This is a genomic window from Enterobacter sp. 342 (assembly GCF_036663495.1).
In the GTDB taxonomy this organism is placed as follows: Bacteria; Pseudomonadota; Gammaproteobacteria; order Enterobacterales; family Enterobacteriaceae; genus Enterobacter.
Genome location: NZ_JAWUEI010000007.1, coordinates 120,723 through 144,864, shown reverse-complemented (window position 1 = coordinate 144,864; position 24,142 = coordinate 120,723). Strand labels below are relative to the sequence as shown.

The following is a 24,142-nucleotide window of genomic DNA, read 5'->3' as shown; positions in this document are numbered from 1 at the left end:
AAACGACGGCAACAATCACACTTCGGAATCATTGCCCGCTTCACCCTATTGTGGGTGGAGCCCACTGCGCTATGTTGACAATTAGTTCCTCAAATGTAACTAAAAGGTTAACTATAATGTCGAACACATTCCGAATTTCTCTGATTACCGCTACTGTACTGTTCTCTGCTTCTGCACTGTCTGCCTTGCCGCAGGGCTATCCTGCTGAGTATCAAAACGTTGTCAATGGCGCAACGAAAGAGGGCAAGGTTGTCATTTACTCCACCACCGACATCAAAGCTGCCGGGCCGCTGATCCAGGGCTTCGAAAAAACCTACCCGGGCATTAAAGTTGAATACAACGACATGAACAGCACCGAGCTGTACAACCGTTTCATCAGTGAACAGGCCTCCGGCGGTGTAAGCGGCGACGTAGTCTGGAGCTCCTCCATGGACACTGGTCTGAAGCTCGCCACCGACTACGCCATGGAGTACAAATCGCCGGAGCAAAGCCAGCTGCCGAAATGGGCGGTCTGGAAAGACAAGGCATACGGCACCACCTATGAGCCGGTGGTCTTTATCTACAACAAACGCCTGATCCCGGCCGGCGACGTGCCCGATTCTCACGCCGCGCTGGCGAAACTGATTGCCAGCCAGACGGACAAATTCAAGGGCAAAGTCACCACCTATGACATCGAGAAGTCGGGTCTGGGCTTTATGCTCTCAGTGCAGGATCACAACGCCGATCCTAATTACTTTAAAACCCTGGCTGACGTCGCCAAAGGTGGTTTATCAGTGCAGTCGTCTACCGGCACCATGATGGAGCGCGTCTCCTCCGGTGAAAACCTGATCGGCTTTAATATCCTCGGATCTTATGCTGAAGCACGTGCGAAGAACGATCCGTCGCTCGGCATTTCCTATCCAAAAGATTACACCCTGGTGCTGTCGCGTGTGTCGTTCATCAGCCAGCAGGCGCAAAACAGTAATGCGGCAAAACTGTGGCTCGACTATGTGCTGTCTGAGCAAGGGCAAAACATTCTGGCGAACCAGGCAGACATTCCGTCCATTCGTAATGATATCGAAGGGAAAAATGATATCGACGGTCTGACCAAAATCCTCGGCAACGCGCTGAAGCCGATCCCGGTTGATGAAACGCTGCTGGAATACCTGCAGCCAAAAAAACGCCTGGAGTACATCAAAGAGTGGCGTACTGCCGCCGGTAAATAAGCGTCTGAGCGCGGCGCAGGCCGCCGCGCTCCAGTTCATCGACTGAGTTCGTTTTTCTGGGCTGCAACACCAGGGATACCCCATGAATACATTACGCAGAAAGTGGCAAAGCCTGCCGCGAGGCATCGTCGTGCTGATAACCGCTCTGGTTATCTACACGCCGCTGTCGTTTATCGTGATACAGAGCTTCCTGTCCGCCCCGTTCTTTTCTCCGTCAAAAGAGTGGAGCTTTGAATCATTTGATTTTATTTTCACCGACCCTGATTTTTATAAGGCCCTGAAAAGTGGTTTTATTCTCGCCTTCGGGCTGGTTTTTATCTCCATTCCGCTGGGTGGTGTGCTGGCATTTCTGATGGTGCGTACCGACCTGCCCGGTCGCCGGTTGATTGAGCCGCTGATCCTGGTCCCGATTTTCGTTTCACCGATGGTACTGGGCTTCGGCTACGTGGTAGCCGCGGGTCCGGTGGGTTTTCTCTCCCAGTGGGCTGAGGCGCTGATTGGCTTTGTGCCGTGGAATATCTACGACATGTCGAGCATTGTGGTCATTGCCGGCCTGACGCACGTCCCGCACGCCTATCTGTATATTTCGTCAGCGCTGCGCAGCGTAGGCTCCGATGTAGAAGAGGCCGCGCGCACCGCGGGCGCGTCTCCCTGGCAGGTGATGACCTCCGTCAGCCTGCCGATGGTGCGCCCGTCCATTCTGTACGCCACTGTGCTGCTCTTCTTCCTGGGGCTGGAAGTGTTCGGCCTGATGCTGGTGCTCGGCGACCCGGAAGGCAACATGGTGCTGGCGACCTATCTCTATAAGCTGACGAACAAGATGGGTACCCCATCCTATCACCTGATGGCGGCGGTTGCCGTGGTGCTGATCTGCATCACCATCCCGCTGGTGATGCTCCAGCGACGCCTGATGCGCACCGCCAACCGCTTCGTCACCATGAAGGGAAAAGCCTCTCAGGCCCGTGCGTTACCGCTGGGTAAATGGCGCTGGGTTGCTGGCGCGGTGATTGCCTTCTGGCTTACCGTTACCATCGGTGTTCCGCTGCTCGGCGTGGTATTGCGTGCGTTTATCTCTAACTGGGGCGTCGGCGTTTCGTTGTGGGATGAGCTCTCTCTGAACACCTTCCGCACCATCTGGGCGCAGCCCAACCTGCTGCGTGCCATCATCAACTCCATGGCGATTGGCGTGATTGGCGGTGCGCTGGCGGTAGTCTGCTACCTGTTTGTCGGCATTGCCATGCACCGCAAACCGGACAACACCACGCGCTTCCTGGATTACAGCGTGCTGGTGCCACGCGCCGTGCCTGGCCTGCTGGCGGGGCTGGCATTTTTGTGGGTGTTCCTGTTCCTGCCGATGTGGCTGGATAATGCGCTGAAATCCGGCTGGCTTTCCGGGTTTGCCTGGACCGACTGGATGCGCGAAAACGTCATCGTCTGGCTGCGTTCGCTGCGCAGCACCATTTTCAGTGTCTGGCTGGCCTATACCGTAGTGTGGATGGCTTATGGACTCAGACTCATCTCCTCAACGCTGTTACAAGTGGGACCAGAGCTTGAAGAAGCGGCGCGCAGCACCGGGGCAACACGTGGCCAGATCACCCGTCACGTTACTATTCCGCTCTCCCGCTACGGTCTTATCGGTTCCTGGCTTCTGATGTTCCTGATCTTTGAACGCGAATACTCAACGGGTGTGTACCTGCTTTCACCCGGGACGGAAACCATCGGCTCGATGCTGGTTTCCCTCTGGGCTGCGGGTGCCATTGATATCGTGGCGGCGCTCTCTTTCATTAACATCCTGCTGGTCGTGGTAGGTCTGGGCATTGCCCTTCGTTTCGGAGTCAAAATACATGATTGAATTAGCGGTTGACGATCTGCACTTAACCTACGGCGACAATCCTGTTTTAAAAGGGGTCTCCATGAACCTGAAGCGCGGTGAGGTTGTTTCCCTGTTGGGGCCCTCCGGTAGCGGCAAGACCACCCTGCTGCGTGCGGTGGCGGGTCTGGAGAAACCCACTCAGGGTTCGATTGTCATTGGCAAAAACAAAGTTTACGACGGCACACCGCGCAGCGAGATCCCCGTGGAAGAGCGTAACCTGGGGCTGGTGTTCCAGTCCTATGCCTTGTGGCCGCATAAAACCGTGTTTGAAAACGTGGCTTACCCGCTCAAACTGCGTAAAGTCCCGGCCAAAGAGATCCAGCAGCGCGTGCAGGATGTGCTGGACCAGCTTGGTCTGGGTCATCTGGGTAAACGCCACCCGCACCAGCTCTCCGGCGGACAGCAGCAGCGCGTGGCGATTGGTCGGGCGCTGGTCTATAACCCACCGGTAATTTTGCTGGACGAGCCGCTTTCTAACCTCGACGCCAAGCTGCGCGAAGAGGCACGTGTGTTCCTGCGTGAGCTGATCATCAAACTCGGTTTATCCGCGCTCATGGTAACGCACGACCAGAACGAAGCGATGTCCATTTCCGACCGCATCCTGCTGCTCAACAACGGTAAAATTGAGCAACAAGGCACACCTCAGGAGATGTATGGCTCACCCAAAACGCTGTTCACTGCTGAGTTTATGGGTAGCAATAACCGTCTGCATGGCAAGGTCACCGAAGTGCGCGACGGCAGAGCGCGTATCGAAGGAAAAGGCTGGGTGTTGTGGGGCCAGGCCGGTGAAGGGGTACAGAGTGGTGCTGAGGCCACGGCGGTGATCCGCGTCGAGCGTGTGGCGGTGGTCGACGGTCCAGGGGAAAATCAGCTTGAACTGCCGCTGCTCACCAGCATGTATCTCGGCGACCGTTGGGAATATTTGTTCCGTACGACGGGGGATGATTTTGTGATCCGAGCGTATGGGCATGAGGTTCGCGACCCGCAGCACTGCCATCTTTCGCTGCCTGAGAAGCATGTTTGGATCTTCCCGAAAGGGTGATAAAAAGGCTGCGCAATGCAGCCTTTTTTGCAACTCCTGAGCGACAGTCATTGCACTACGTTGCATCCCCCCAACGAGGAATAATCAGTTTTGGTTAAATAAGGCTACCAGCGGTAGCGTTTCATTATCCATCGCTATTACGTTTAAAAATAAACAACTTTAACCTGAAGCTGCCATCGTTGTTTTAGATAATACCTGCCTCATTTATCCTTTCAGAGTTCCCCATGAATAAACTCTCGCTATTAGTGGCTGTTTTCAGCCTCGGTTCATTAACCGCATGCAGTCATTCCCAGCCAGATAAAGTTGAACAAATAAACCATCTAAATATCCCGTTAGTCCTTCCCGGTGAAAAACCACCGGTGGTGCAGACCTCACACATTGCAGCGCTTTACCAGAGAAACAAACAGCAGATTGATAAACTAACGAATAACATTAAAGTGAAGTATTTACAGGATGCGACAGCGAGAGATATTTTTACTGAGGACAGTCCCATCCAGCCAGTTTATGCTTCTCTGACAAAGCTGGAACAGTTAGAGATGGTCAACGAGCAATATCTGAAAGATAAAAATGAGGCTGGTCTGAGTACTATTAATGTCCTGCTTCAACCTTTAATGAAAGGATAAACGTCAAAAGCCCGACTACGCCATAGCCGGGCTTGTATTAGTGAAATGCGGGTAAATATTAGTCGTGCTGTCCAAAGCGGTAAGTTACCCCTGCCGTAACGGAGCTTACGTCACTGCTCACCCCGATCTGGTTCGCGTTACCTACATTACTGACCCACTGATATTCCAGACGCCCCGCCCAGTTTTTGTTGAACGCATACTCCGTCCCCACAGCCACAAGCGGACGTACACCGGTTTCAAAGCGATTGTGACCACTTACATCAGACTCAGCACGATACCCCATCGCACCGGCTCGGCCATAAAGATCCCAGTTGTCCGTCATGGCGTAGCTGGCTTTTAAGGACATTTGCAAACCCTGAGCCTTCATTTGCGCGCCTGCGCCATGCTGCCCTTTGATCTGCATATTACCTAAGTAATCGTAACCACCCTCAACAGCAAGCCAGGGTGTAATTTGGTAACCGGTATAAACACCGCCACCGACATTATCCTGATCAAAGCTGTTATTGGCGTCGTGTGCTTTAGCTCCGGTGTTTGTGTCAAAATAATGTGACCAACCGAATTTAGCACCGCCATACCAGGTACCTACATCGGCTGCAGCAAATGCGGTGGTTGCGGTAAATGCGTTAGCAAGAATTAAAGCGACAAGTGTCTTTTTCATAGAAAATCCCGTTTACACTGTTGAATGTTTTTCAGTAAACAAACAATAGCGGTAAACGAGATGGTGGTTAATTGATTTTATGTTTAATTTTAAACTTCACTAAAATGACTCTGGTAAATTACCAAGAGTTAATAAATATCCGCCGCGTTTAAAAGAGATGTATTCTCCTTGTTTAAGGGCTGATAAGACATTGAGAATACTACTACGGGATAATAGTGTACGGTCCTGAATATAGTCAAGAATTGTCGTGCGCATACGCGCCTCTTCAGGCAGTAATATCATCTCCTGCAGATGGTTACGAATAACAGAATAGGTTCGCTGCTGAACAACCTGAGCATCGCGATAAATTAAATAGGCCGTGTGATATGAAAGCAATGCCGACACATCTTCCCATACCCCCTCCTCACGAAAAAGATCGGCGGCCTGTTCTGCATCAACACGCAAGATGGTTGATTCTGTTTCAGCGCGAAGAATATGCCCCTGAGTGGGCTGGATCATCTCTGCAATACCAAACAGATGAGGCTCGTAAACCGTGACCAACAACAAACCATCCTGGGCACGAAGTATGGACAGTTCGCCCTCCAGAAACAGGTACATTTGCTGGCGACCTTTATATGCCCAGGTGATCCGTTTACGTGGGATGACTTTTACTTGTTCAGCAATCGGTTCGAGGATCGCGGTCAGTCGTTCAATGGATTTTTCCGGTCGAACAGGCGGTAAAATATGCATAGTACAACCTTCTAACATGGGATAATTTCCAGTATAGACCAACGATAAACTGCTCAAAATTGATAGCTATAGTTGACGCTGGCAAACCAGAGATGGGGGTGATCGTAACTTCCCGCGAAGGCAGACGGCGAGCTCACCTTTGATGACTGCATATGAAGGTACTCTACTGCGATACCGATATTGCTGGCCGGAGAGATCTGATACTGTGCCCCCGTCCCGAAGCGCCACTCGTCGCCAGTGGGAAGTGTCATTGCCACATCATCCTGACGACGATAAGGTGAACTGTCAAATGCCACACCAGCATTCAGACGCCATTGTGCCGTTGGCCGGTATTGCACGCCCAGCGCACTATGCCAGGTATCTTTCATGCGGTTCTCCTGGTTTGCTTTCCGTCCGTTCACCGTCACCTGCGGTGCGCCAAACTGGCTCCAGTCCTGCCAGCCGAGATCGGCCATCAACGACCACTGCTGATTCACATCATGCACGACGCTGAGCATAAGTTGCTGCGGTGCGCGGACCTGGGCTGAGAGCGGCAGAGTGTCTCCACGTACTTTACCGTTAATATTGAAACCGTAGTCGGTTTGGCTATTCCAGGTGATCCCGGCACGCGTCTGCCCGGACAACTCCATGAGTAGCCCCAGACGATAGCTCATGGCCCAGTCATGATCATGCTGCTGGCGATCATTATCGTTAACGTTACGGGTCAGCGACAAAAAACCGTAGTTCACATTGGCAGATGCACCGATTGAAAGCCTGTCGTTCAGTTTGTACGCCAGAGAAGGACTGAGGGTCATCGCTGCCATTGTGCTCTTTTTGATCAGCCTGTCGCCCGCCCAGTTACCATAATCGATCCCCAGACCATAGTTGCCATAAAGCCCGATCCCGGCATAGAGATTGTCGGTCACTTTTTGGCTGTAAAAGGCGCTGGTATTCGGGAAGGTTTTCATCACATCACCAGGACTGCGCTGCGCAGTGTTATTCAGTTGGTAGTCGATAGACCCATCCATCACCTGTAACCCACCAGTGAACATATGATCCGGTAACTGTGTCATACCCGCCGGGTTGGTCATTATCGTTGAGGCATCCTGGGCGCGAGCAGCCTGCCCTGCCCCGGCCAGAGCGGTATCCTCGGTACCTGTTTCATAAAAATAGAGGCCGCTGGCATGGGTGCAGGAACTCACCAGCAGGCCCACACTCAGTAATATTCGTATTTTCATATCTGACTCGTTAAAGATAAACAACGCGGAAGGTATATCAGCGAATAAAGAGCGAGTAAAAAGAAAGCATGTTTATTTTTGAATTTTGCCCGCTTCATGACATATGGCGCATCTTATTAAGATTATTCTTAATATCATAAAAAATAGTTGTTAGTTTTTAATAAATTAAAAAATAACAATCAAAATTATCATTTTTATAATTTTGAATTCTATATACACCCTGACTATTCTCATTCGAGCCGTTAACTGACGGAGAATCACAAATAAACACATTCCGTATGGATAATTTTCAATGGCGAATTTATCCGCCAAATGTCACAGGAGTCAGACATGAGCACTAATTTAATCTGGTCAGGAAAAGTGGAAGCAAAGAATGCCGAAGCGATAAATACCGGCATTACTCTTAAACCAGGAGAGATCATTACCATTCTGGCCAGTGGTTGGGCCAAAAATGGGAGTGAAACTTTTGCTCTGACCGCACCACAAGGGCGTATTCCTCGGGAAGGTGAAACGCTGGCAGTTCGCAACCCTTCGCTGCTTGCGCGGATTGGTAAAGAAGAATATCCAGTTGGCAACCATAAATATCGCTGGTCAGTTCCTGCGGAAGGTGCACTGTCACTGATTTTTGCAGACGGTAAAGACCAGTATAAAGACAACTCCGGTGAATTCAGTGTTGAAGTATATCGTGAGGCGGATATTACAGCAGCACCATCAGAACCATATGAAGATTTAACCAACTTTGAACGTGATAACTGGAATAACTGGCAGGCGGGACCGGCCGGGCACGATCTTTACCTGGTTGATACCAGCACGAGAGCGGTAGAATTCATTACCAAACCTGGCAAAAACCATGCCGGAGAGATCCTCAAAAAGACACTTTCAGGTCTTACCGCCGGGCATGAATATACCTGGACGGTGAAAGTTGCGCGCATTATCGGAAAATATGAAGCGCCAAAAATTTCGCTCCGGGCGGATGGCAAAGATATTTCCGCACCGCTGGAACTGAAGCAGGCGAATGAATGGGTAACCCTGAGTGGAAAATTTAAAGCCACGGGTAGTAATGCACAACTCGTTATTGTTAGTCATGTTGCGGCAAGTATGGGCAACGATTTCCGAATTAAAGAGCTTAAAATTAAGGGTTAATCGCTAATTTAGCGAACTGCTATTCAATGGAAATACAGAATAGTAGATCTTTCTTCGCAAGGCGATAGATGATTTGAAAAATTGTGTAGCACATATGATGAACATATGTGCTACACCAACAGGCAATAAACACACTCTATTACTCTTTATTATGTTCCCTATCTTCTCACTGTCAGCGACCGTCTGGAACAAGACGCGTCTCAATAAATGCTATTCTGAAAACATAACATCACTGTAGCCACGACTCTGAATCACCACAGGTTTAACAGACAACTCAAAGTCATTTATGCATTGTCTCCCATCGGTAGATGAGCCTGCCCTCTTGTTTGGACAGCACCTTATCCTTTAGGATAAGAAAAATCAGCAGTGATTAAATGTGACACTGATTTATCAGACTGGACTTCATATGCGATGCTATATCGTTTTCCAGAAATAAACTTAAATCCGAACACAGGAAGACACTCACCTTTAGGTACATAAACAGGCTTGTCATCAAAAACCTTGTGAAGAGAGTCGCTTTTATCGCTGTTGATTTGAATCGCGGTAATCCGTTCCTGTAGTTCCAGTGGCGACACCACACAAACAAGATTGTCTTTGATAAATGCCTTTGTAGATTCTCGATCTACCATTCTGTCACCAGGACCAGGGCATCCCGTTAAGAGAAATACGACACCCAGCAACATACCTACTCCTCTGTACATTCCTATTCACCCAGCTCTCAATAGTAAGACCATTTACTGATCCCATAAACCAGCAGTACCCAGTAAGCTTTTCTTGAACCAGTCTATAAGTATATTCAGCAACCCAGCTAAAAGTGCCCCGTATTCTCACCTATTGCTCGTGTTGATGTTGCCACTAATGCTCTAGTTCATGGATGAAAATACCTTTATCTTCAATGAAAACCAACTTTGCGGAAAAGTCTCATCTGTACATAGACTCTCTGCACCATAACTCCTCGTTGGGAGTCATCGCAGATGATAATGATGATCTGTTCGTCGGAAAATGGCTTCTTAATAGGGATGTCCTCATGTGTCTTATGAAGACATTGCTAACATCGCGGTGTATTAATCAACGGGGAGCAGGTCAGTTTGAAACGTCGGACAATGAAAAATAGAGAATTGCCGCGTGGAGTCTCAGAGTTTGATTATGTGTTCGTTCCGCTAAAATCAAACGTTGGGAAAGCATTTCCTGTTGTTTTCGACTTTATTGCACGTAAAATGACCAGGCACATTTTGGGAAGGAGTCTTTAATGGATATCGCGCTGCTCAACAGGGGGTGGAACAGAACATGGTCAGATACCATGGTGAATCTGGAAGCCCGGAAACTCGTCGAAACAGCAAACCGGCTGTCAGCATTCTATTTGCAAGATGGTCTTACACGTATCAAGTTTGTCGAAGAGATAAAACAGGTTGTAGAGAAAGAATTTGAAACCGCACGACGAGCTAAAACCGATGAAGAATGCATTATATGCATCAAAAATCTGCGTACCGAAACGGATAATCTGCACGAACAAGAACGTCTGTTAAGAACCAGAGCCGCACAGCTTTACGCGAAAATCGTGTTTGTTAAGGAAAATAATAAAATCGTCGGTTATGTTATATCCGCTGTAAATGTGGTGCTATCAGGCGTGGTTCTCTTTGGTGGCTTTATGATGTTATCCACTATGGGGCCGATTGGTATGCTGGCTGGGGCAGTCCTGATTGCCGATGGAATGAACGGATTAACGAAAGAAGTGCTCAACTTTGATCAGCCTGCAGGACATAAACCCTCGCAAGGTATCATTGCTGACTCCGCGATGCATACGGCCCAGTTCATGGGATTTAATCCTAACACGGGCTTGGCTCTCTATAATGGTGTTACTCTTGGTGCCAGTGTGTATAGCATTGTAGGACTCGCTCGAAAAACTGGAGCCTGGAGATTATTCCGCTGGCTTCCACACGATTACTATCGCAAAGTCAGCACAATGAGCACTCCTAAACTAACAATGAAGATTGTCGGTTATGGTGTTAAAGCAAAAGTGATTTTCGACCTATTGACAACAGAAAATGGAACCAGTTAATCCTTGATAGTTTTTCGGTAACGCCAGGATTTATAGGAAATTACCGGCGGCTGTGCGAAAGAGATAATGGCAACCCCAAAGATCATCGCCAGCCCCCATGCAACTGCTCTATCAGGTGAGCTGAAGATGATAAGTAACAGTAGGATAAAGGCACACACAGCCACCACTCCCATCAAGGTAATAAATCGCCTGGCGAGGTCATTTATGGCCTCTCCAAGCGTTCCTCCATATTTTTCAATATTGCTTTTTATCTTCTGCAATTCGGGCTGCGTAAACCCTGAACGTAACAAAGCCTCATCAGTTACTTTCATATCGTGTCGTCCCTTATCTCCCTGGAGTGTTTTCTCAATCGCTGATTGTGCAAGCAATCATACTGATGAACTTTACAGCAATCCAGCCGAAACTTTTCGGCATATTACATCTCCCCCCTTTCTTATCTTCTGGATGATGCCAAGACATTGAGACGATATAAGGTTAACGATCACATGATGTTTGTGCTATTTAACAGATTTCAGGCAATAGCAGCCATAAAGCCCCGTTAGCGGTACAAGCAACAAGCGGAGCGTAGCGACTTCATCAGGCCAACCCAGTTGGTTTCGCTTTTCGAAAGTCACCAGTGACCAAATCAGATTGTCAGAGGGATCACACCTTATCAGGATGCCCGTGTACTTTTCTGAGCGTGAGCGAAGCGCTGGCAGAGCCTGCATGTTGTGTGCAGGTACGTTTACCACTATTCACCTGTTTACGTGGCTCACAGGCCACACATCGGGCTTAAATGCGTGTGATCAATCTGTTCGGGAGTTATGCCAGGTATGGGGCTTTTTGTTCGTTGTTTTGCTGTCGCGGTAAGAACCTGGAACCTCCGCCAGCGTGATGATATGCCCCCTTGTACCACAGACCAATCACGCGACAGATGCGGGCGTAGAACAATGGGTAGTTTAAGTTGTACCTGCTAAAGTGGGGGATCGTAACTAACTGATAAATCATAATCAGTTGATTTATCGGGAGATTGGAGCGGGCGAAGGGAATCGAACAAAGAACTTAACTCACTGTAATTAAATTATTTTTATTCCATTACATCAATAGCTATACACATTCGTATACAGTAATTCTTCCGCTTGGATTTTCACAGAACTGCACATAGTTTGGTTGCCAAACAGGGAACCCAATTACCACAACATAATCAAGCTAGCATCCCCGGATAGTGTCTGGCAATAATATCGTTGAGCCGCTCAATCAGCTCAGGGCGCTTGAACGCAATGTGCGCACTCCCCTTCTGAAAATAATTAATCCTGAACAGCTCATCCTCATAAACAGCGGCAGTACGCTTCTGGCCGATATGGTCACTCAGCCGACAGGCAATGTCAGCCCGATTGTCCGGAAGCAGCTTACCATCAAGTAGTGTCAGCATACGTTCCAGATCAACAATCTGGTCGCGTCGATAGCCATGTGTGAAGCTAAACCCCCAGCGGTTGTAAGAAACCAGACCATCCATGATGATCTTTTTTCCAAACCTACAGGGTGAGTTCGTTTTATAATCCCACGATAACGCTTTAAAAACGTTGATAACACCACGCTCAAAAACGGCCTGTTTGTCGTGATTCAGTTGCTCAAAGGTACTAAGGATATTTTCTTCAGATATCGCGGGGATATCGTCTTTCTCCAGGCTTTTGTGCCACTCGTCACGAGCCTGAGCATCCATCAGGCTCAACATGCCTGATTTATTCATCAGATCGCGCCAGATACGGCGATCAATATTGCGGGTAATCGTTTTCATCGCTTTATCGGGTTTTTCCGTAAACCAGCAATCGTAGCGATGGCCCTCCCGCATCCCCCACACTTGTGCTGTACCGCCGCCGATGTCACGAGTAAGAATGGAGATATCATCAAGCGCATGAATAAGGCTTTCAATCCTTGTCAACGCAGCATTACGGCCTGTGACAATACGTTCAATGCTGGTGGAGCAAATCATACCGTTTTGTCCGGTTAACACTTCAGGCTCAGTCACGATATTCCTGCTCATTAGCTTTCTCCTTTATATACAACAGAAAACACCAGCCGGTCAGGGCTGGCGTTTATATTTTTGTGGGATTCTGTAGGCATATCAGCGTTTACCGGGGGTGCTGACCTGTCTATGCAGTCCTCTGGTAATGGCCGTCACATCTTTATACGTGCCACAATTCATCAGCCCCGTTGCCTTTCTGGCCCGGAGGATATCAATGGATGTAATAAACGGAGACTGCTCCCTGATGCTGAAGCCTGGCCGGTCAGTGCGGACCAGTTCATACTTTTCAACAATAAAATTCAGGGCATCGGCCAGCGAGATACCCGCCTCGATATGTTGCTGAATCACCAGTTCATCACTGAACGGCGTATCGTTAAGCGTAAGGCCATAGTGGTGTTCCAGCAGGCAGGTCAGCAGGGTCTGCCAGACGCCCACGGGAGACGGACGTGACGATGCCGCCCGCATGAAGGGGGGTGATTTGGTTTGCATAAACGTTATCTCTATAGTGGAAGATGTGTTTGCTGAAGGGTGAAGTATTACGGTGTTATTCTGTGGTGACGGGAGTGGGATAAATCGCGATATAAACGTAGCCATGCGAACCGAGCGTATCGGCCTCGCAGGTCAGACCTTTTGCATACAGCGTGACGCAGTGCTGATGACGGGGATTCAGTTCACCGCTGGTGAGCATTAACTCCAGCTGTTTCATCAATACCGGGAAAGACTGGTCAAGATGGCGCAAATCCGCATCGCAGAACTGTCCGTTAAAATTCGCGCGGTCAGCCAGGTAATGCAGGCGGTTTCCCTCCTGGACCAGTCGGGCACCAAAACACGCGGAGACACTGCGTCTGAGCCCCCACCAGGATTCGCTGATATCATGCGTTTCTATCGTGGTTTTCTTCGACAAAATGTAGTCCTCCTTAATCGTGAATTAATTCAGGCTTACGCTGCGTAATACGACATACGGGCCATTGCGGTCCTGGCGGCGCTCTGCGAATACGGCCAGTACACCGCTGATATCGTCCACCTCGCGACCGGCATAGTGGCAGATACTGCCGGACCATTTATATTTCCCCGTACAGAAGCGAAACAACCGGGACTGTGGATGCTGGCGGTATATCGCCATTGCCTGACGCTTACTGATAATTTTCATTAATACTCCTCCCTTACAACCAGCCCCGTTCAGCAAACGAGACGATATCCATTCCGCCGATAACGAGGTGGTCCAGGAGACGCACACCCACAAGGTCCAGAGCGTTCTTCAGTCGCTCTGTCACCCGTCTGTCAGCCTGGCTGGGTTCGGCATGGCCTGAGGGATGGCAGTGAGCAACAATCACGGCTGCCGCATTGTATTTCAGGGAGGCTTTCACCACTTCCCGGGGATGGACTTCGGTATGGCTGATGGTGCCTTTGAACAACGTTTCGTGCGTAATCAGCCGGTGTTGGTTATCCAGAAGCAGCAGAACAAATGCCTCTCTTTCCTCCATGGTCAGCTGGAGCCGTAACCAGTCACTTACTGAGCTGCTGGACGTAAACGATGCGCCGGGCTCGCGTAACTGGCGCTCCAGCAGAGCCAGCGCCTCGCGGATGGTCTGTTGTGCTGATGCCGTCAGTTCATATGCAAACAACGGTAACTGTTTTTCCATGGTGCGGGGCCTCAGTCGATGATGTAAATAATGGCGTTGCGTTCAGGATGGTTCAGCGCATAGTCGCGCAGACGGTAATAATGCTCCGTCATGGCATCGCACTCCGTGCGGCAGGCATGGTGACTGTAAGCCATCAGACAGGCCGCAATCCCCGCAGCTTCAGCACTCATTTCAGCGCTGTTACCATTCAGTACATTAAACAGATACCATAGACCGTCACTCTCTTCCGGAGCCATAAAGGCACCACCGTTACTGAGAGTGTAAAAAGTCCAGACGCCACCGCTGTAATCCGCACACAACCGGTCCATCCAGGCAAAGATGCGGGGTTCGAGGGTTATCCACTGTGGGATACGACCAAAATGCTGAGGCCAGAAACGAAGGCGCTGTTCATCTTTAACAGGTGTGGCACAAAGAGTGTCTGTCGGAATGGTGTTATCCGTTAATGCGTTGTTCATGATTAATGACTCCGGAAATAAAAAAGCCTGCCGGTCAGGGCTGGCGGGAAAGGCTGAGACTGAAGTCTGGTAAGGTTGGTCAGGACCTGCGGATGCCATAACGAGCAATGTAGCTGTTCAGCATAACCCCGGCTTCAGGTTCAAAGTTCCATGCCCGCCAGACCATCACTCCTTCGCAACGAATAACCAGACGAAAATGCGTTCCCTGGTCGTCTTCAATGGCGACGTTGTCATATTGCGCTGCGATGCCTGAAGCCTGCTCACGGGTAAACGGGCCGGAGGGAAGTTGCGGATGGGTTTCGGTGTTCACGGGTATGTTCCTCCGCATCGAAGTTATGCCTGTCCCAGCAGGTCAAGCATATTCTCTGCCATCACCCACAGCGCACGATTAAGTTTCACATCGCCATCGATACCGTTCACAGCACGGGTACGGTTGCTTCGCCCCTGTGCGGTGCGCCCCGCGAGTCCTCCCTTCATCAGGTTCTCCTGCACCCGCTGATACACCGTCCAGAGGTCGTCACTGCGGTCTTCGTAACGACGTGGCGTCAGTATCTGAGCAGTAGTGACGGGCTGGTGGTCTTCACCAAAACGATAGTGGAGAGCGGCCCTCGCCATCGCCTGCTGCGCTGGTGGCGGTAACAGAGCCGACTGCATGGCATCACGTCTCTCTTCCACCCGGTCGAATATCCCCAGTACCTCATAAGCCCCTTCAATAACTTTCTCCACCACATTCCCTTTATGCGGCACCCGCACTTCACCGAATGACTGCCCACAGACCAGTCCGTTGGTACAGACACCACGAAACAATCCCGGCAGCATCTGATAACTGGATGAGCCATCGTGTGAGTTGAGGAGGATAATTTCGGGCACCTGCTGGCCGGTGAGCTGTCCTGCACGACGCAGACGTAACATGTGTTTGGTGTGCTCCCGTCGGCGCTGGTCCCGAACGCGGGTCTGGCAGGCAAAGAAAGGTTCAAAACCTTCCCGCTGCAGATTCTCAAGAATAGTGATGGTCGGTATCCAGGTATATCGGTCTGAACGGGATTCGTGCTTATTCTCACTAAAAACACTGGGGACGTATTGCATTAATTCTTCACGGGTTAACGGGCGGTCGCGCCGTACCTGATTTACCCGTCCAAAACGACTGGCTAGTTTCATGATGAGTTCCTTAATTTATCTCTTTGCACCAAACGGCTTAACCTCAGAAGAATAGATATATGCTTCGAGGAATAACGGATTTTCACCAAAGTAATATAGATTCAAATTCATCCATAACTTAATAAAAAAAAGCCCGAGCATTATATGTGATAACTCCAGAGCAATTTGATGGCTAAAAAGGTATAAAAATCATGAATATCGTTAACTCCTTCCTTTATTGCAATTTCAACCCCAGACTAAAGAACAGTGGCGTTTGTCTATGTATGTATATAGATGTGTATATAGATTACTGATACATATCAATGCATTTAAATTAACATCTTTAGATTAATAAACATGAGAACACATGTAATTCAATACATTGAAACCAACAAACATTCCATCACCAATAAAACAACGCTCATGCATATAACTCGGCAAGTAAACATATACCGTATGCATAATGCATATGAACAATACAAGCGTAGAGCAAGTGATTTAATTAAATAATCAGCTCTACTACGACTAACACTTTCGAAATATAAAAAAGGAAACAGATAGTATGTACGAATATATCACCTCTCACGGAAAATTAAATCAATACCATTTAAAGAAAATAGAACAGACTATTGATAAAGCATTGAGTGAACACTCAAGAGTATTGGCTGTAAGAATAGATTTACATACTCCTGTTCTCAAACCATTAAATGACATGCCTGATGAGGCTAATTTCGCAAGGACAGATTCATCAGTAATATCCCGCTTTGCGGATTCTCTGAAAGCAAAAATTTCACATTATCTTAACAAGCGGGAGAAAGAGGGAAAGCGAGTTCGTAAGACATCATTACGCGTTGTCTGGGCCAGAGAGTTTGCACCTGATTCACATAAAAAACATTATCACGTATTACTTTTACTCAACGGGGACACTTTCAATACACTGGGAGCGTACGATAGTAAAAAAGGTACACTCCTCCGCCTTATACGTGAGTCATGGATGAGTGCTGTCAGTTTCATTTATCCCCCCGATAAAGAGTTAGTCCACACACCCAGGAATCCTTGTTATTACCTGAATGCAAAGGATGGCAAGCAAAGTGAGTCATATTGCTCGCTGATTTACCGGACAAGTTACTTTGCAAAAAAGAAAAGCAAATGTTTTACAGATGGTGAACGTAATTTCGGATGTAGCTTTAAATAATGGCATCACAAATCATCTATTTACCCATGAGTAAAACAGACCAGCACAGGGCTGTTCATGACTCATATCTGTACAGTATCAGGTAGCAAAACAATCCTGACTAAAATAATATCAATCCAAATAAAGCTAATTTGGTCTGATGGTTTTCTGGTGTATTCCAAATAGCAGCCGGATAGCATATTCTCATTACCGGAAGGAGATACCCTTAAAATAAACTTGACATGAGAGATAAGATATGAGTGTTGGATGTTCGCTTAATGATAGAAATAACAATCCTGTAAATTTTTTTCCTCCCATTTTAAGAGATGCCGTGGAGGAGATAGAAAGAGAACTACAGGCTCCGGTAGAACTCATTGAAACAGTTGTTCTGGCTGCTGTATCACTGGCATGCCAGGGGGTAATAAAAATACAACATCCAGACGGGAGAGTGAGCCCTTGCCCAATGTATTACACCGTTATTGCTGACTCTGGAGAGAGAAAAAGTGCCGTATTTAAATTAGTCACACAACCATTTTTTGATTTTGAAAAGGAATCACGTCAAAAATATACGTTATTAATGCTGGATTACAATGCAGAACTTCAGTCATGGAAAAGTCAGGAGAAAGCACTATTGAAAGTGATTAGTAAAAAAACCGAGAAAGGAATTGATGTTGAATACGATACTCAGAGCATGAAAGAGCTTTACCGAAAAAAACCGCAACCACCCGCATTGCATAAGTTGATCTACAGTGATACGACACCAGAAGCACTACAGCAGGGACTCTGCAGTCATGTGCCTTCATCGAGTCTTATGTCGGATGAGGCCGGTATTTTCTTCAAAGGACGTGCAAAGAATAACCTGGGATTTTTAAACCTTTTATGGGATGGAGCTCCGTTTGATATAGAACGAAAAAGTGGCAGGTGTAGTATGGATGAATGTATGTTTACAATGTTATTAATGATTCAGTCCAGTGAGTTTAAAAAATATATCAAACTTCAGGGGGATTATGCAGTAGGCTCAGGGTTTCTGTCCCGTTTTATGATAACCGGAGTAACTTCAAAAAGAGGTCACCGCAGCTCTGTTAAGAATAACAGTAAAAGTAACACCATCAGGTTTCATGACAGAATAAAGGAACTACTGCTGCTTTCTGAAGAGAGGTACAAAAATAATGAAAAGCATAAATATCTATACTTATCCGAAGAGGCTCAGTCAGCACTCGGTTTAGTATATAAACATATTGAATCACGTATACTTAAAGACAGAGAGAAACATCCTGTTGTAGAAGGCATGTTGTCTAAGATGCCTGAAAATATTGTCAGACTGGCTGGGGTTTTTCATCTTTTTAGTGATGAGCACGGAAATGAAATATCTGAAAGAACCATTCAGGCAGGTGCGAAAACAGCGTATTTTTATTATCAACAGGCTCTTGATGCTATCTCATCATGCTCAGATTCAATAGAGCATAACGCTGATATATTGTACAAATGGTTATTAAAATACAAGAATCCTGATGTTAATTACCCTCAAATATTAAACACTCCCACCATTCTGAATAAAATGATAGTAAGGAGAAAAGGCCCATATGCTCTAAGAAACTCAAGAAAACTTAACGATGCGCTAGCTTATCTGGAAGAAGATGAGAAAATAAGAATTGAAAAAATTAAAAATAGTAATGGCAGCACCAGCGAAATAATACATATCCATCGTCATTGATGTCAACTGCACTGCTATCAGTTGCTACCAGTAGCAACTGATAGCAGTGATTAAGATATGTTGAATATTTCAAACGGAGTGGCAATAAATTGATATATATGATGTTTTTGAAAATATATAAAAACTTTTTTTATAAAAATATTATTTTCAGGGATGGTGTTCCAGGCGGGAAAAACATCAGTTATCACTGTCACCTCCGGACATTATCATATTAATTTTATACTATTCTAAGTTTGCAAAGAAAAATAATGCCCTTCCCTGGTCAAGTGTCAAGCATACTTGTGAATACATGAGATATGGAAGGGCATTGGAGATGCAAAAAGTTATTTTTAACTCAATTAATTAACGCTTATTCTTATTTCGAATAAATTTATCATAATTGTCCCGCAGGTCGTCCAATAACCATTTATCGATTCTATTACGTAATGTGTTTTCCCTTTTTATTGGATCTCCCTTCCATTTTTCGGAATTGTGTTCTCCATCAAGTTTTACAACGAGTGGGATAATGGTATCAATGAATTGCCTCTTGCTTTCCCAACCACCTTCAGGGGAATGATCGGACAGCGCTGAAGATATATATGGCTTTAGATAATCGAGATCTTTTAATTTTTTCTTTCCGCCAAGGCTTGATGCTGATTTTCTTTTAATTCTATCAAACCTTTCATTTAATCTAAGCCAATCACCAGTCTTTGCTTTATCATTTCTGTCTGCGGCGTAGGTGATATAAAGTAGTGCATAAAGTAAAAACTCGCAACTATCTTTTTTATTGCCATTTGATAAAATATACTCACTCCAGTAAAAATCCTTAAACCCCATAAAAAGATAATGTAACCAGAAGTTTTCATCCACTAATTTGATAATTCCAGAAATTCGACCGTCAAACATTTCTTTCTGTATACTGGCCCGAGCCTCAGCGTAAGTTTTTTTATAGACATACGGTTTTGGCACAATAATTCCATTAACATCATTAAATTCCTGTAGTAAACGGAAATTATCTGGATGGGATTCATCAACAATTCTCTCCGGCAGTACCTCCTCGATGGTCTTAAATTCCTCAATAACCTCATAAGCTTTTTCACGCATTGTTATCAGTTCATCGTATTGGACTGAACCTTTCAGCTTTGTTACTAACGCTTCAAGCTTCTCTTCAAAAGCCTTGCGTATGTCTTGATATATTTCATCCAAAGAATCGCAACTCACATTATCCATAAAAAGTAAAGCCCCCTGAAGTGATTTAACTGCTCATTTACTTAAGGCCTATTGTAGCCTGGCATTTGTTGGCAACATAGTCCCTGTCTAAAACGCAAAAAAGGTATTGATTATGTCTCAAAGTAACTCAACACAGCAGACAGTAAAGTATGTAAATCCAGCTAAAATGCTCAGGATCAAAGATGTCATGGAAAAGCTAGGCATCGCTCGTGCGACCATCTATGACTGGTTAAACACCAAATCACCACGATATGATCCAACTTTTCCCATCCAACGTCGCCTGGGCACTAAATCAGTTGGCTGGCTGGAGTCAGAACTGGACGACTGGATAAATAATCGCCCGATGTCAATCTGATATTGTAGCTGTAATGCTAATACCATCTATTCAATATTTATTGCTGTTGCCAGATCAACTCATGTCAGCATATAGGTAAGTTAACGATATATAAAAAATCGCTATTAATTCATGATCCATCCTGAATGATGATACTTATAATATCCGAAGGTGATTTTTCTTCGCACAGTTATATTTTAAAGGTAAAGTTTAGAAAAAAATCAGTCTAAACTTCAAACAACTCCAGATATTGTATATTTACCGAAAGAGAATTAATAATGAAAGAACATGCATCAGTATTTAATCATAAAAATAATAATCACATGTCAGATACAGACCTCACAAAAGATCGCCTCGTTAATATGGCCTTTATTACTGCTTACACTGGATTAACAGACAAATGGTTTTATAAACTCATCAAGGACGGTGAATTCCCGAAGCCGATTAAATTGGGCCGTAGCTCCCGCTGGACTGAAAGTGAAGTAAAGACATGGTTAAAACAGCGTATGGAAAAATCAAGAGGAAACTAACCATGCATGCAAAACGTAGAGGCAGAAAAAGCGTATTACGCTTCCATCGGGAACAAGGATCTGGCAGCCTGAACTCCCGAACTTAACTCACTCCAGGAAAACCGGGGCGGTTCAGGCGTGTTTTTTCAAAGACCAGACGGATGACATCGGCTTCCAGTCGCTGACGAGCCTGAACAACGGCGCTGGGTGCCACAAAGGGACGTTTACCAGGCAGAAGAATATCAAGGTGTGAGACTATCTGGTTCATGGACAGGGAACGAAACAATGCCATTCCGGTCACGGCCCAGACCATCATCTCCATCGGAAGCCGACGTTTGCGAATAGTGACGATACCTGTATCGGCGAGGCATTCATCAATGAGTTCAGGTGAAAGCAGTTCAGAAAGCGCAGAAAACGCCTCCGGTGTAAAATTATGAACGGTGTTGAGTACCTGACTGAGAAGCATAAAAAAATCCGGAAACGAATGAACATTTCCGGATTCTTACACAGCCACTGGATCGGTCAACCGATCCTTAACTGATCGGCATTACGCCGATAGTGGCGGGTTTCTTTTATGCGCTGGTCTTTGCGTCGCTTCCTGTGCCATACAGCACGATATTTGAGGTGTCTATCTCGCTTTCAAGCTGGCGTAAGTCGAAGGCACTTTGAAGTCTGAGCCAAAACTCAGGCGTACTGCCTAGCGCAGCAGATATTCGAATGGCAAGTGCGGGAGTTAATGCAGTTTTTCCAGCCAGAAGGCGAGATACGGTTGCTGGCGTAACCCCAATATTGAGAGCAAATCGACAACCGCTAATCCCCATATCAGCTAAATCCCTGGCGATCATCTCTCCGGGGTGGGAGATTTTAAACTGTCTCATCAATGATAATCCTCATAGTTCAGAAGGTTCGTGGATGACGGCGCGCTGCCGCTGGATAATAACCGGTGCGAACGGGCGATCCGGCAGGTGGTGATGGGGCGGAATACGTGGCTGTTCGCCGGATCGTTGCAGGCGGGGCATCGTGCTGCTGCCATCATGAGCCTGCTGGAAACAGCGCGGCTGAACGGCGTGGAGCCGTATGGCTGGCTGAAATCGGTGCTGGAGCGCCTGCCTTCATTACCGCAGGAGAGGCTGCACGAACTGTTACCCTTCGCGAAAAATCTCCTGATCGACTGACTGGAACTGTGGAATGCAGAACCGGTCACTGTCGTCAATGTGCGTTCACCGGAACGTTACATTCAATAGCCTGATCCTATTGTTTGAGAATTATTGATTACCATAATCAATAGGTATAAACAAAGAAAAGTGTTAAATAAATCGTTTATAACGATTATACATTTTGGCTAAATTTTATATATTATGTGTCAAAATATAATGTTTTTAGTCAATAATGATTCCGCGGTGGATTTTAGTAAAATTCTGGCGCGAAATGCAGTAGTGGGAAAAGCAGGTTCCGTTCAGTATCAGGGCTGAACTGACCAAGGGTGGGGGGCAAACACTGATGGTTACCTTCAGCATTATTAATCTCATCTAGGATGCAACGGTTATTTTGCACACTTCTGACAGAGGTTTTGGGATATTGATATCTTCTTCAGCCCCAACAGCTTGGATCCCGATGAACAACCCGGCCACTCTTGGCTGTGTCAACGGCAGCGTCATTGAAAGTCATTTTCTGGCCAGCCTGAAATGGCGCACCTACGCAGCTCTGACCAGAATAGGTGCTTTTAATGCATCGGCTAATGTTGATGTCACCTTCAAATAACCTAAGGGGCTATTAATGCTCACTACACCCAATATGCTGGCTGATGTATATTATGTTTTTCAACCCATGTTCGGTCGTGACGGAAATATTGTTGCCGTAGAGTGTCTGACCCGTCTAACGGACGCCCCCTTGCCCATGGAGGAATTTTTTCGTCAGATATCTGTCACACTACGCTCGCAGATCCTTCTGCAGCAGATTTCGCTTGTTGAAAAGCATCGGTCGTGGTTTCATCAGAATGATATTATTGCTACAGTGAATGTTGATGAATCAACATTACAGATACTGACTGATGACGCTATAATACAATGGGTAAGAAAAATCGGTTGTCTGCATTTTGAAATGAATGAGTTTTCTGAATCGCTGGTGAAATCCGGGTCAATCATTAACACTCTAAATAAAGAGTATTCACTCTGGATGGATGATTTCGGTGCAGGGTATGCAGGTTTTATGGCATTAGAAAATAATTCATTTCAAAATATAAAGATTAGTAAAAACCTTCTGTGGAATTTATCTGCGCAGAACGGCGGGCAGGACCTGATGTGTGCATTATTAAATTACTTCCATGTAAATAATTATAAAGTGGTCATTGAAGGTGTTGAGACTTTGCACTATGTTTCATGGTTAAAAGATATGCCATGGTTCGCTTTACAGGGATATCTGTGGCCAGAGAAAAGGATTGATGAACTTATCACGACACCACAGAGGGTAAAAACAGAAATTACACTATGAGTGTTAACTCTACTCCGTTTATAGTTCACTCCTGATCACAGAAGTAAACATGTTTATTAACGGAGCTTATGATGGTCGAATCTGGCCGTAGTAAACCGTGAATTTGTGCTCAAATTAAACAGGGAAGTAAGTTCGGAACATCTCGGAATAAAAGATCGGGTTGTGTGAGATATGCACTAGGATAAATATTTAAGAAATGTAGACCATACGTAGGATATACGGATGAAGAAAATAAAAATCTACACTGAAGATAATATTTCAGGAATGGCAATCCAGTTATTTATCAGCAGTATCAATAAAAATATTGATGTATTACCTTTCTCTGAAAGTTGTAACTTTAAAATAGAGAATCACACCAGCAGTATAATTTTTTTTAATTTAGCAAAAGATAACTTGTCCTGCTATGAGAAGATCAAGTTTATCAATAATAATTTATTGAATCCTGTTGATTCTGTACCTGTATTCATAGTTGATAATGTTCAGTCCTTTCCATATTATCGACTAATCCTCTTTTCAAAAATAATTGTTATAGATCTTAAATCTCCGCTTTCAGATTATCAAAAAATACTTGACGGAGTATATCATCGATATATTTACATTCATACTTTAACACAAAGGGAATTAATTATTTTCGACTTAATATCCAGCGAATATGATTGTAAAAAAATATCTTCAATTTTAGATGTTAATTTTAAGACAGTATATTCTCATAGGTTGAAAATCGTAAGTAAACTTAAATTAAAAAACACACATGACTTATATAATTTTATGGTCAAGTTAAAAGCCGATGATGAATTAAATTTTGAATAAAAATCTATCTCAATATGACTTTATTCCAGACGACGAGACCACATGCAAAATGTAACAAGGCTTCGTCATTTTTGCCCTTCTTTTCCCATCGGGTCAGATCCGGCGAAAGTAGT

At 46.0% G+C, this 24,142-nt stretch carries 28 protein-coding genes and 3 pseudogenes; 14 read left to right on the top strand and 17 right to left on the bottom strand.

Annotated elements, in window-relative coordinates; genetic code table 11:
- Positions 1 to 116: 116 nt before the first annotated feature.
- The 4 genes from V6E55_RS08275 to V6E55_RS08260 all read left to right on the top strand — a co-directional run bounded on the left by V6E55_RS08275 (position 117) and on the right by V6E55_RS08260 (position 4,743).
- On the top strand, positions 117 to 1,205 hold the full coding sequence (locus V6E55_RS08275; RefSeq protein WP_114979950.1) for an ABC transporter substrate-binding protein: 1,089 nt from the start codon (positions 117 to 119) through the stop codon (positions 1,203 to 1,205).
- A gap of 82 nt (positions 1,206 to 1,287) precedes the next feature.
- Entirely contained in the window at positions 1,288 to 3,057 is a 1,770-nt protein-coding gene (locus tag V6E55_RS08270; RefSeq protein ID WP_129995038.1) for an ABC transporter permease, read from the top strand.
- Complete coding sequence (locus V6E55_RS08265; protein ID WP_316942564.1) at positions 3,050 to 4,120, top strand: ABC transporter ATP-binding protein; 1,071 nt, start codon at positions 3,050 to 3,052, stop codon at positions 4,118 to 4,120. The genes V6E55_RS08270 and V6E55_RS08265 overlap by 8 nt, the downstream gene beginning before the upstream one ends.
- Positions 4,121 to 4,344: 224 nt before the next feature.
- A complete protein-coding gene (locus V6E55_RS08260; RefSeq protein WP_316942563.1) occupies positions 4,345 to 4,743 on the top strand; it encodes a hypothetical protein in 399 nt (132 codons plus the stop codon).
- Between the two features lie 58 nt (positions 4,744 to 4,801).
- Here V6E55_RS08260 and V6E55_RS08255 read toward each other — a convergent pair whose 3' ends face one another.
- From V6E55_RS08255 to V6E55_RS08245, 3 genes are all read right to left on the bottom strand, one after another.
- Positions 4,802 to 5,401 (bottom strand): outer membrane beta-barrel protein, encoded by a 600-nt coding sequence (locus V6E55_RS08255; RefSeq protein WP_129995035.1) that lies wholly within the window; start codon positions 5,399 to 5,401, stop codon positions 4,802 to 4,804.
- A 99-nt stretch (positions 5,402 to 5,500) separates the two neighbouring features.
- Complete coding sequence (locus V6E55_RS08250; protein ID WP_114979945.1) at positions 5,501 to 6,130, bottom strand: helix-turn-helix domain-containing protein; 630 nt, start codon at positions 6,128 to 6,130, stop codon at positions 5,501 to 5,503.
- 53 nt (positions 6,131 to 6,183) lie between these two features.
- The gene (locus tag V6E55_RS08245; RefSeq protein WP_316942561.1) at positions 6,184 to 7,347 is read right to left on the bottom strand and encodes an OmpP1/FadL family transporter; all 1,164 of its coding nucleotides are present in this window, start codon (positions 7,345 to 7,347) and stop codon (positions 6,184 to 6,186) included.
- A 330-nt stretch (positions 7,348 to 7,677) separates the two neighbouring features.
- Here V6E55_RS08245 and V6E55_RS08240 point away from each other — a divergent pair, with 330 nt between their 5' ends.
- Positions 7,678 to 8,490 carry a LecA/PA-IL family lectin gene (locus tag V6E55_RS08240; RefSeq protein ID WP_114979943.1) on the top strand — a complete coding sequence of 271 codons (813 nt, stop codon included), beginning with the start codon at positions 7,678 to 7,680 and terminating at the stop codon, positions 8,488 to 8,490.
- Between the two features lie 338 nt (positions 8,491 to 8,828).
- Here the strand turns inward: V6E55_RS08240 and V6E55_RS08235 are convergent, their stop codons facing one another.
- The gene (locus tag V6E55_RS08235) at positions 8,829 to 9,173 is read right to left on the bottom strand and encodes a putative T6SS immunity periplasmic lipoprotein (RefSeq protein ID WP_316942560.1); all 345 of its coding nucleotides are present in this window, start codon (positions 9,171 to 9,173) and stop codon (positions 8,829 to 8,831) included.
- Positions 9,174 to 9,739: 566 nt separating this feature from the next.
- Between V6E55_RS08235 and V6E55_RS08230 the strand changes: the two genes are divergently transcribed.
- On the top strand, positions 9,740 to 10,549 hold the full coding sequence (locus tag V6E55_RS08230) for a DUF4225 domain-containing protein (RefSeq protein WP_316942559.1): 810 nt from the start codon (positions 9,740 to 9,742) through the stop codon (positions 10,547 to 10,549).
- On the opposite strand, the gene V6E55_RS08225 is transcribed toward V6E55_RS08230, so the two are convergent.
- The 9 genes from V6E55_RS08225 to V6E55_RS08185 all read right to left on the bottom strand — a co-directional run bounded on the left by V6E55_RS08225 (position 10,546) and on the right by V6E55_RS08185 (position 15,810).
- Positions 10,546 to 10,860 (bottom strand): hypothetical protein, encoded by a 315-nt coding sequence (locus V6E55_RS08225; protein WP_316942558.1) that lies wholly within the window; start codon positions 10,858 to 10,860, stop codon positions 10,546 to 10,548. The genes V6E55_RS08230 and V6E55_RS08225 overlap by 4 nt on opposite strands.
- Positions 10,861 to 11,732: 872 nt before the next feature.
- Positions 11,733 to 12,572, bottom strand: coding sequence for a DUF4942 domain-containing protein (locus V6E55_RS08220; protein ID WP_047683720.1), 840 nt, complete (start codon positions 12,570 to 12,572; stop codon positions 11,733 to 11,735).
- 81 nt (positions 12,573 to 12,653) lie between these two features.
- Complete coding sequence (locus V6E55_RS08215) at positions 12,654 to 13,043, bottom strand: TA system toxin CbtA family protein (RefSeq protein WP_047683725.1); 390 nt, start codon at positions 13,041 to 13,043, stop codon at positions 12,654 to 12,656.
- Between the two features lie 55 nt (positions 13,044 to 13,098).
- Entirely contained in the window at positions 13,099 to 13,458 is a 360-nt protein-coding gene (locus tag V6E55_RS08210) for a type IV toxin-antitoxin system YeeU family antitoxin (RefSeq protein ID WP_047683727.1), read from the bottom strand.
- A gap of 24 nt (positions 13,459 to 13,482) precedes the next feature.
- Positions 13,483 to 13,704: a DUF987 domain-containing protein gene (locus V6E55_RS08205; protein ID WP_014837279.1), complete on the bottom strand. Its 222-nt coding sequence runs from the start codon at positions 13,702 to 13,704 to the stop codon at positions 13,483 to 13,485.
- A 13-nt stretch (positions 13,705 to 13,717) separates the two neighbouring features.
- Positions 13,718 to 14,197 (bottom strand): RadC family protein, encoded by a 480-nt coding sequence (gene radC, locus V6E55_RS08200; RefSeq protein WP_014837278.1) that lies wholly within the window; start codon positions 14,195 to 14,197, stop codon positions 13,718 to 13,720.
- Between the two features lie 11 nt (positions 14,198 to 14,208).
- Complete coding sequence (locus tag V6E55_RS08195; RefSeq protein WP_014837277.1) at positions 14,209 to 14,652, bottom strand: antirestriction protein; 444 nt, start codon at positions 14,650 to 14,652, stop codon at positions 14,209 to 14,211.
- 79 nt (positions 14,653 to 14,731) lie between these two features.
- Positions 14,732 to 14,980 (bottom strand): DUF905 domain-containing protein, encoded by a 249-nt coding sequence (locus V6E55_RS08190; RefSeq protein ID WP_044347584.1) that lies wholly within the window; start codon positions 14,978 to 14,980, stop codon positions 14,732 to 14,734.
- A 5-nt stretch (positions 14,981 to 14,985) separates the two neighbouring features.
- Positions 14,986 to 15,810 carry a DUF932 domain-containing protein gene (locus V6E55_RS08185; protein ID WP_040217125.1) on the bottom strand — a complete coding sequence of 275 codons (825 nt, stop codon included), beginning with the start codon at positions 15,808 to 15,810 and terminating at the stop codon, positions 14,986 to 14,988.
- Between the two features lie 541 nt (positions 15,811 to 16,351).
- On the opposite strand from V6E55_RS08185, the gene V6E55_RS08180 reads away from it, so the two are divergent.
- On the top strand, positions 16,352 to 16,984 hold the full coding sequence (locus V6E55_RS08180) for an inovirus Gp2 family protein (RefSeq protein ID WP_072040125.1): 633 nt from the start codon (positions 16,352 to 16,354) through the stop codon (positions 16,982 to 16,984).
- 235 nt (positions 16,985 to 17,219) lie between these two features.
- Positions 17,220 to 18,677 (top strand): YfjI family protein, encoded by a 1,458-nt coding sequence (locus V6E55_RS08175; protein ID WP_047724808.1) that lies wholly within the window; start codon positions 17,220 to 17,222, stop codon positions 18,675 to 18,677.
- Between the two features lie 342 nt (positions 18,678 to 19,019).
- On the opposite strand, the gene V6E55_RS08170 is transcribed toward V6E55_RS08175, so the two are convergent.
- Positions 19,020 to 19,886, bottom strand: coding sequence for a hypothetical protein (locus tag V6E55_RS08170; RefSeq protein WP_044350485.1), 867 nt, complete (start codon positions 19,884 to 19,886; stop codon positions 19,020 to 19,022).
- Between the two features lie 112 nt (positions 19,887 to 19,998).
- Here V6E55_RS08170 and V6E55_RS08165 point away from each other — a divergent pair, with 112 nt between their 5' ends.
- Positions 19,999 to 20,241, top strand: coding sequence for a helix-turn-helix transcriptional regulator (locus tag V6E55_RS08165; protein ID WP_044350487.1), 243 nt, complete (start codon positions 19,999 to 20,001; stop codon positions 20,239 to 20,241).
- Between the two features lie 302 nt (positions 20,242 to 20,543).
- Entirely contained in the window at positions 20,544 to 20,750 is a 207-nt protein-coding gene (locus V6E55_RS08160) for a helix-turn-helix transcriptional regulator (protein ID WP_047725194.1), read from the top strand.
- Between the two features lie 118 nt (positions 20,751 to 20,868).
- On the opposite strand, the pseudogene V6E55_RS08155 reads toward V6E55_RS08160, so the two are convergent.
- Both V6E55_RS08155 and V6E55_RS08150 read right to left on the bottom strand, forming a co-directional pair.
- Positions 20,869 to 21,195: pseudogene (locus tag V6E55_RS08155) on the bottom strand (transposase domain-containing protein); the annotation flags it as partial.
- A gap of 106 nt (positions 21,196 to 21,301) precedes the next feature.
- A complete protein-coding gene (locus V6E55_RS08150; protein ID WP_042933968.1) occupies positions 21,302 to 21,607 on the bottom strand; it encodes a HigA family addiction module antitoxin in 306 nt (101 codons plus the stop codon).
- A gap of 24 nt (positions 21,608 to 21,631) precedes the next feature.
- Here V6E55_RS08150 and V6E55_RS08145 point away from each other — a divergent pair.
- The 4 genes and pseudogenes from V6E55_RS08145 to V6E55_RS08130 form a co-directional block, all read left to right on the top strand.
- A pseudogene (locus V6E55_RS08145) lies at positions 21,632 to 21,904 on the top strand (transposase domain-containing protein); the annotation flags it as partial.
- A gap of 439 nt (positions 21,905 to 22,343) precedes the next feature.
- Entirely contained in the window at positions 22,344 to 22,490 is a 147-nt protein-coding gene (locus V6E55_RS08140; RefSeq protein ID WP_014837269.1) for a hypothetical protein, read from the top strand.
- A 15-nt stretch (positions 22,491 to 22,505) separates the two neighbouring features.
- On the top strand, positions 22,506 to 23,219 hold the full coding sequence (locus tag V6E55_RS08135) for an EAL domain-containing protein (RefSeq protein ID WP_042933967.1): 714 nt from the start codon (positions 22,506 to 22,508) through the stop codon (positions 23,217 to 23,219).
- A gap of 222 nt (positions 23,220 to 23,441) precedes the next feature.
- Positions 23,442 to 24,029 (top strand): LuxR C-terminal-related transcriptional regulator, encoded by a 588-nt coding sequence (locus tag V6E55_RS08130; protein WP_047683733.1) that lies wholly within the window; start codon positions 23,442 to 23,444, stop codon positions 24,027 to 24,029.
- Between the two features lie 4 nt (positions 24,030 to 24,033).
- Here V6E55_RS08130 and V6E55_RS25805 read toward each other — a convergent pair.
- A pseudogene (locus tag V6E55_RS25805) lies at positions 24,034 to 24,126 on the bottom strand (IS5/IS1182 family transposase); the annotation flags it as partial.
- Between the last annotated feature and the right edge of the window lie 16 nt (positions 24,127 to 24,142).

Coding starts and splice junctions, on each gene's coding strand:
- V6E55_RS08275 (WP_114979950.1), top strand. CDS start 117: ATGTCGAACACATTCCGAATTTCTCTGATTACCGCTACTGTACTGTTC.
- V6E55_RS08270 (WP_129995038.1), top strand. CDS start 1,288: ATGAATACATTACGCAGAAAGTGGCAAAGCCTGCCGCGAGGCATCGTC.
- V6E55_RS08265 (WP_316942564.1), top strand. CDS start 3,050: ATGATTGAATTAGCGGTTGACGATCTGCACTTAACCTACGGCGACAAT.
- V6E55_RS08260 (WP_316942563.1), top strand. CDS start 4,345: ATGAATAAACTCTCGCTATTAGTGGCTGTTTTCAGCCTCGGTTCATTA.
- V6E55_RS08255 (WP_129995035.1), bottom strand. CDS start 5,401: ATGAAAAAGACACTTGTCGCTTTAATTCTTGCTAACGCATTTACCGCA.
- V6E55_RS08250 (WP_114979945.1), bottom strand. CDS start 6,130: ATGCATATTTTACCGCCTGTTCGACCGGAAAAATCCATTGAACGACTG.
- V6E55_RS08245 (WP_316942561.1), bottom strand. CDS start 7,347: ATGAAAATACGAATATTACTGAGTGTGGGCCTGCTGGTGAGTTCCTGC.
- V6E55_RS08240 (WP_114979943.1), top strand. CDS start 7,678: ATGAGCACTAATTTAATCTGGTCAGGAAAAGTGGAAGCAAAGAATGCC.
- V6E55_RS08235 (WP_316942560.1), bottom strand. CDS start 9,173: ATGTTGCTGGGTGTCGTATTTCTCTTAACGGGATGCCCTGGTCCTGGT.
- V6E55_RS08230 (WP_316942559.1), top strand. CDS start 9,740: ATGGATATCGCGCTGCTCAACAGGGGGTGGAACAGAACATGGTCAGAT.
- V6E55_RS08225 (WP_316942558.1), bottom strand. CDS start 10,860: ATGAAAGTAACTGATGAGGCTTTGTTACGTTCAGGGTTTACGCAGCCC.
- V6E55_RS08220 (WP_047683720.1), bottom strand. CDS start 12,572: ATGAGCAGGAATATCGTGACTGAGCCTGAAGTGTTAACCGGACAAAAC.
- V6E55_RS08215 (WP_047683725.1), bottom strand. CDS start 13,043: ATGCAAACCAAATCACCCCCCTTCATGCGGGCGGCATCGTCACGTCCG.
- V6E55_RS08205 (WP_014837279.1), bottom strand. CDS start 13,704: ATGAAAATTATCAGTAAGCGTCAGGCAATGGCGATATACCGCCAGCAT.
- radC (WP_014837278.1), bottom strand. CDS start 14,197: ATGGAAAAACAGTTACCGTTGTTTGCATATGAACTGACGGCATCAGCA.
- V6E55_RS08195 (WP_014837277.1), bottom strand. CDS start 14,652: ATGAACAACGCATTAACGGATAACACCATTCCGACAGACACTCTTTGT.
- V6E55_RS08190 (WP_044347584.1), bottom strand. CDS start 14,980: ATGCGGAGGAACATACCCGTGAACACCGAAACCCATCCGCAACTTCCC.
- V6E55_RS08185 (WP_040217125.1), bottom strand. CDS start 15,810: ATGAAACTAGCCAGTCGTTTTGGACGGGTAAATCAGGTACGGCGCGAC.
- V6E55_RS08180 (WP_072040125.1), top strand. CDS start 16,352: ATGTACGAATATATCACCTCTCACGGAAAATTAAATCAATACCATTTA.
- V6E55_RS08175 (WP_047724808.1), top strand. CDS start 17,220: ATGAGTGTTGGATGTTCGCTTAATGATAGAAATAACAATCCTGTAAAT.
- V6E55_RS08170 (WP_044350485.1), bottom strand. CDS start 19,886: ATGGATAATGTGAGTTGCGATTCTTTGGATGAAATATATCAAGACATA.
- V6E55_RS08165 (WP_044350487.1), top strand. CDS start 19,999: ATGTCTCAAAGTAACTCAACACAGCAGACAGTAAAGTATGTAAATCCA.
- V6E55_RS08160 (WP_047725194.1), top strand. CDS start 20,544: ATGTCAGATACAGACCTCACAAAAGATCGCCTCGTTAATATGGCCTTT.
- V6E55_RS08150 (WP_042933968.1), bottom strand. CDS start 21,607: ATGAGACAGTTTAAAATCTCCCACCCCGGAGAGATGATCGCCAGGGAT.
- V6E55_RS08140 (WP_014837269.1), top strand. CDS start 22,344: ATGAACAACCCGGCCACTCTTGGCTGTGTCAACGGCAGCGTCATTGAA.
- V6E55_RS08135 (WP_042933967.1), top strand. CDS start 22,506: ATGCTCACTACACCCAATATGCTGGCTGATGTATATTATGTTTTTCAA.
- V6E55_RS08130 (WP_047683733.1), top strand. CDS start 23,442: ATGAAGAAAATAAAAATCTACACTGAAGATAATATTTCAGGAATGGCA.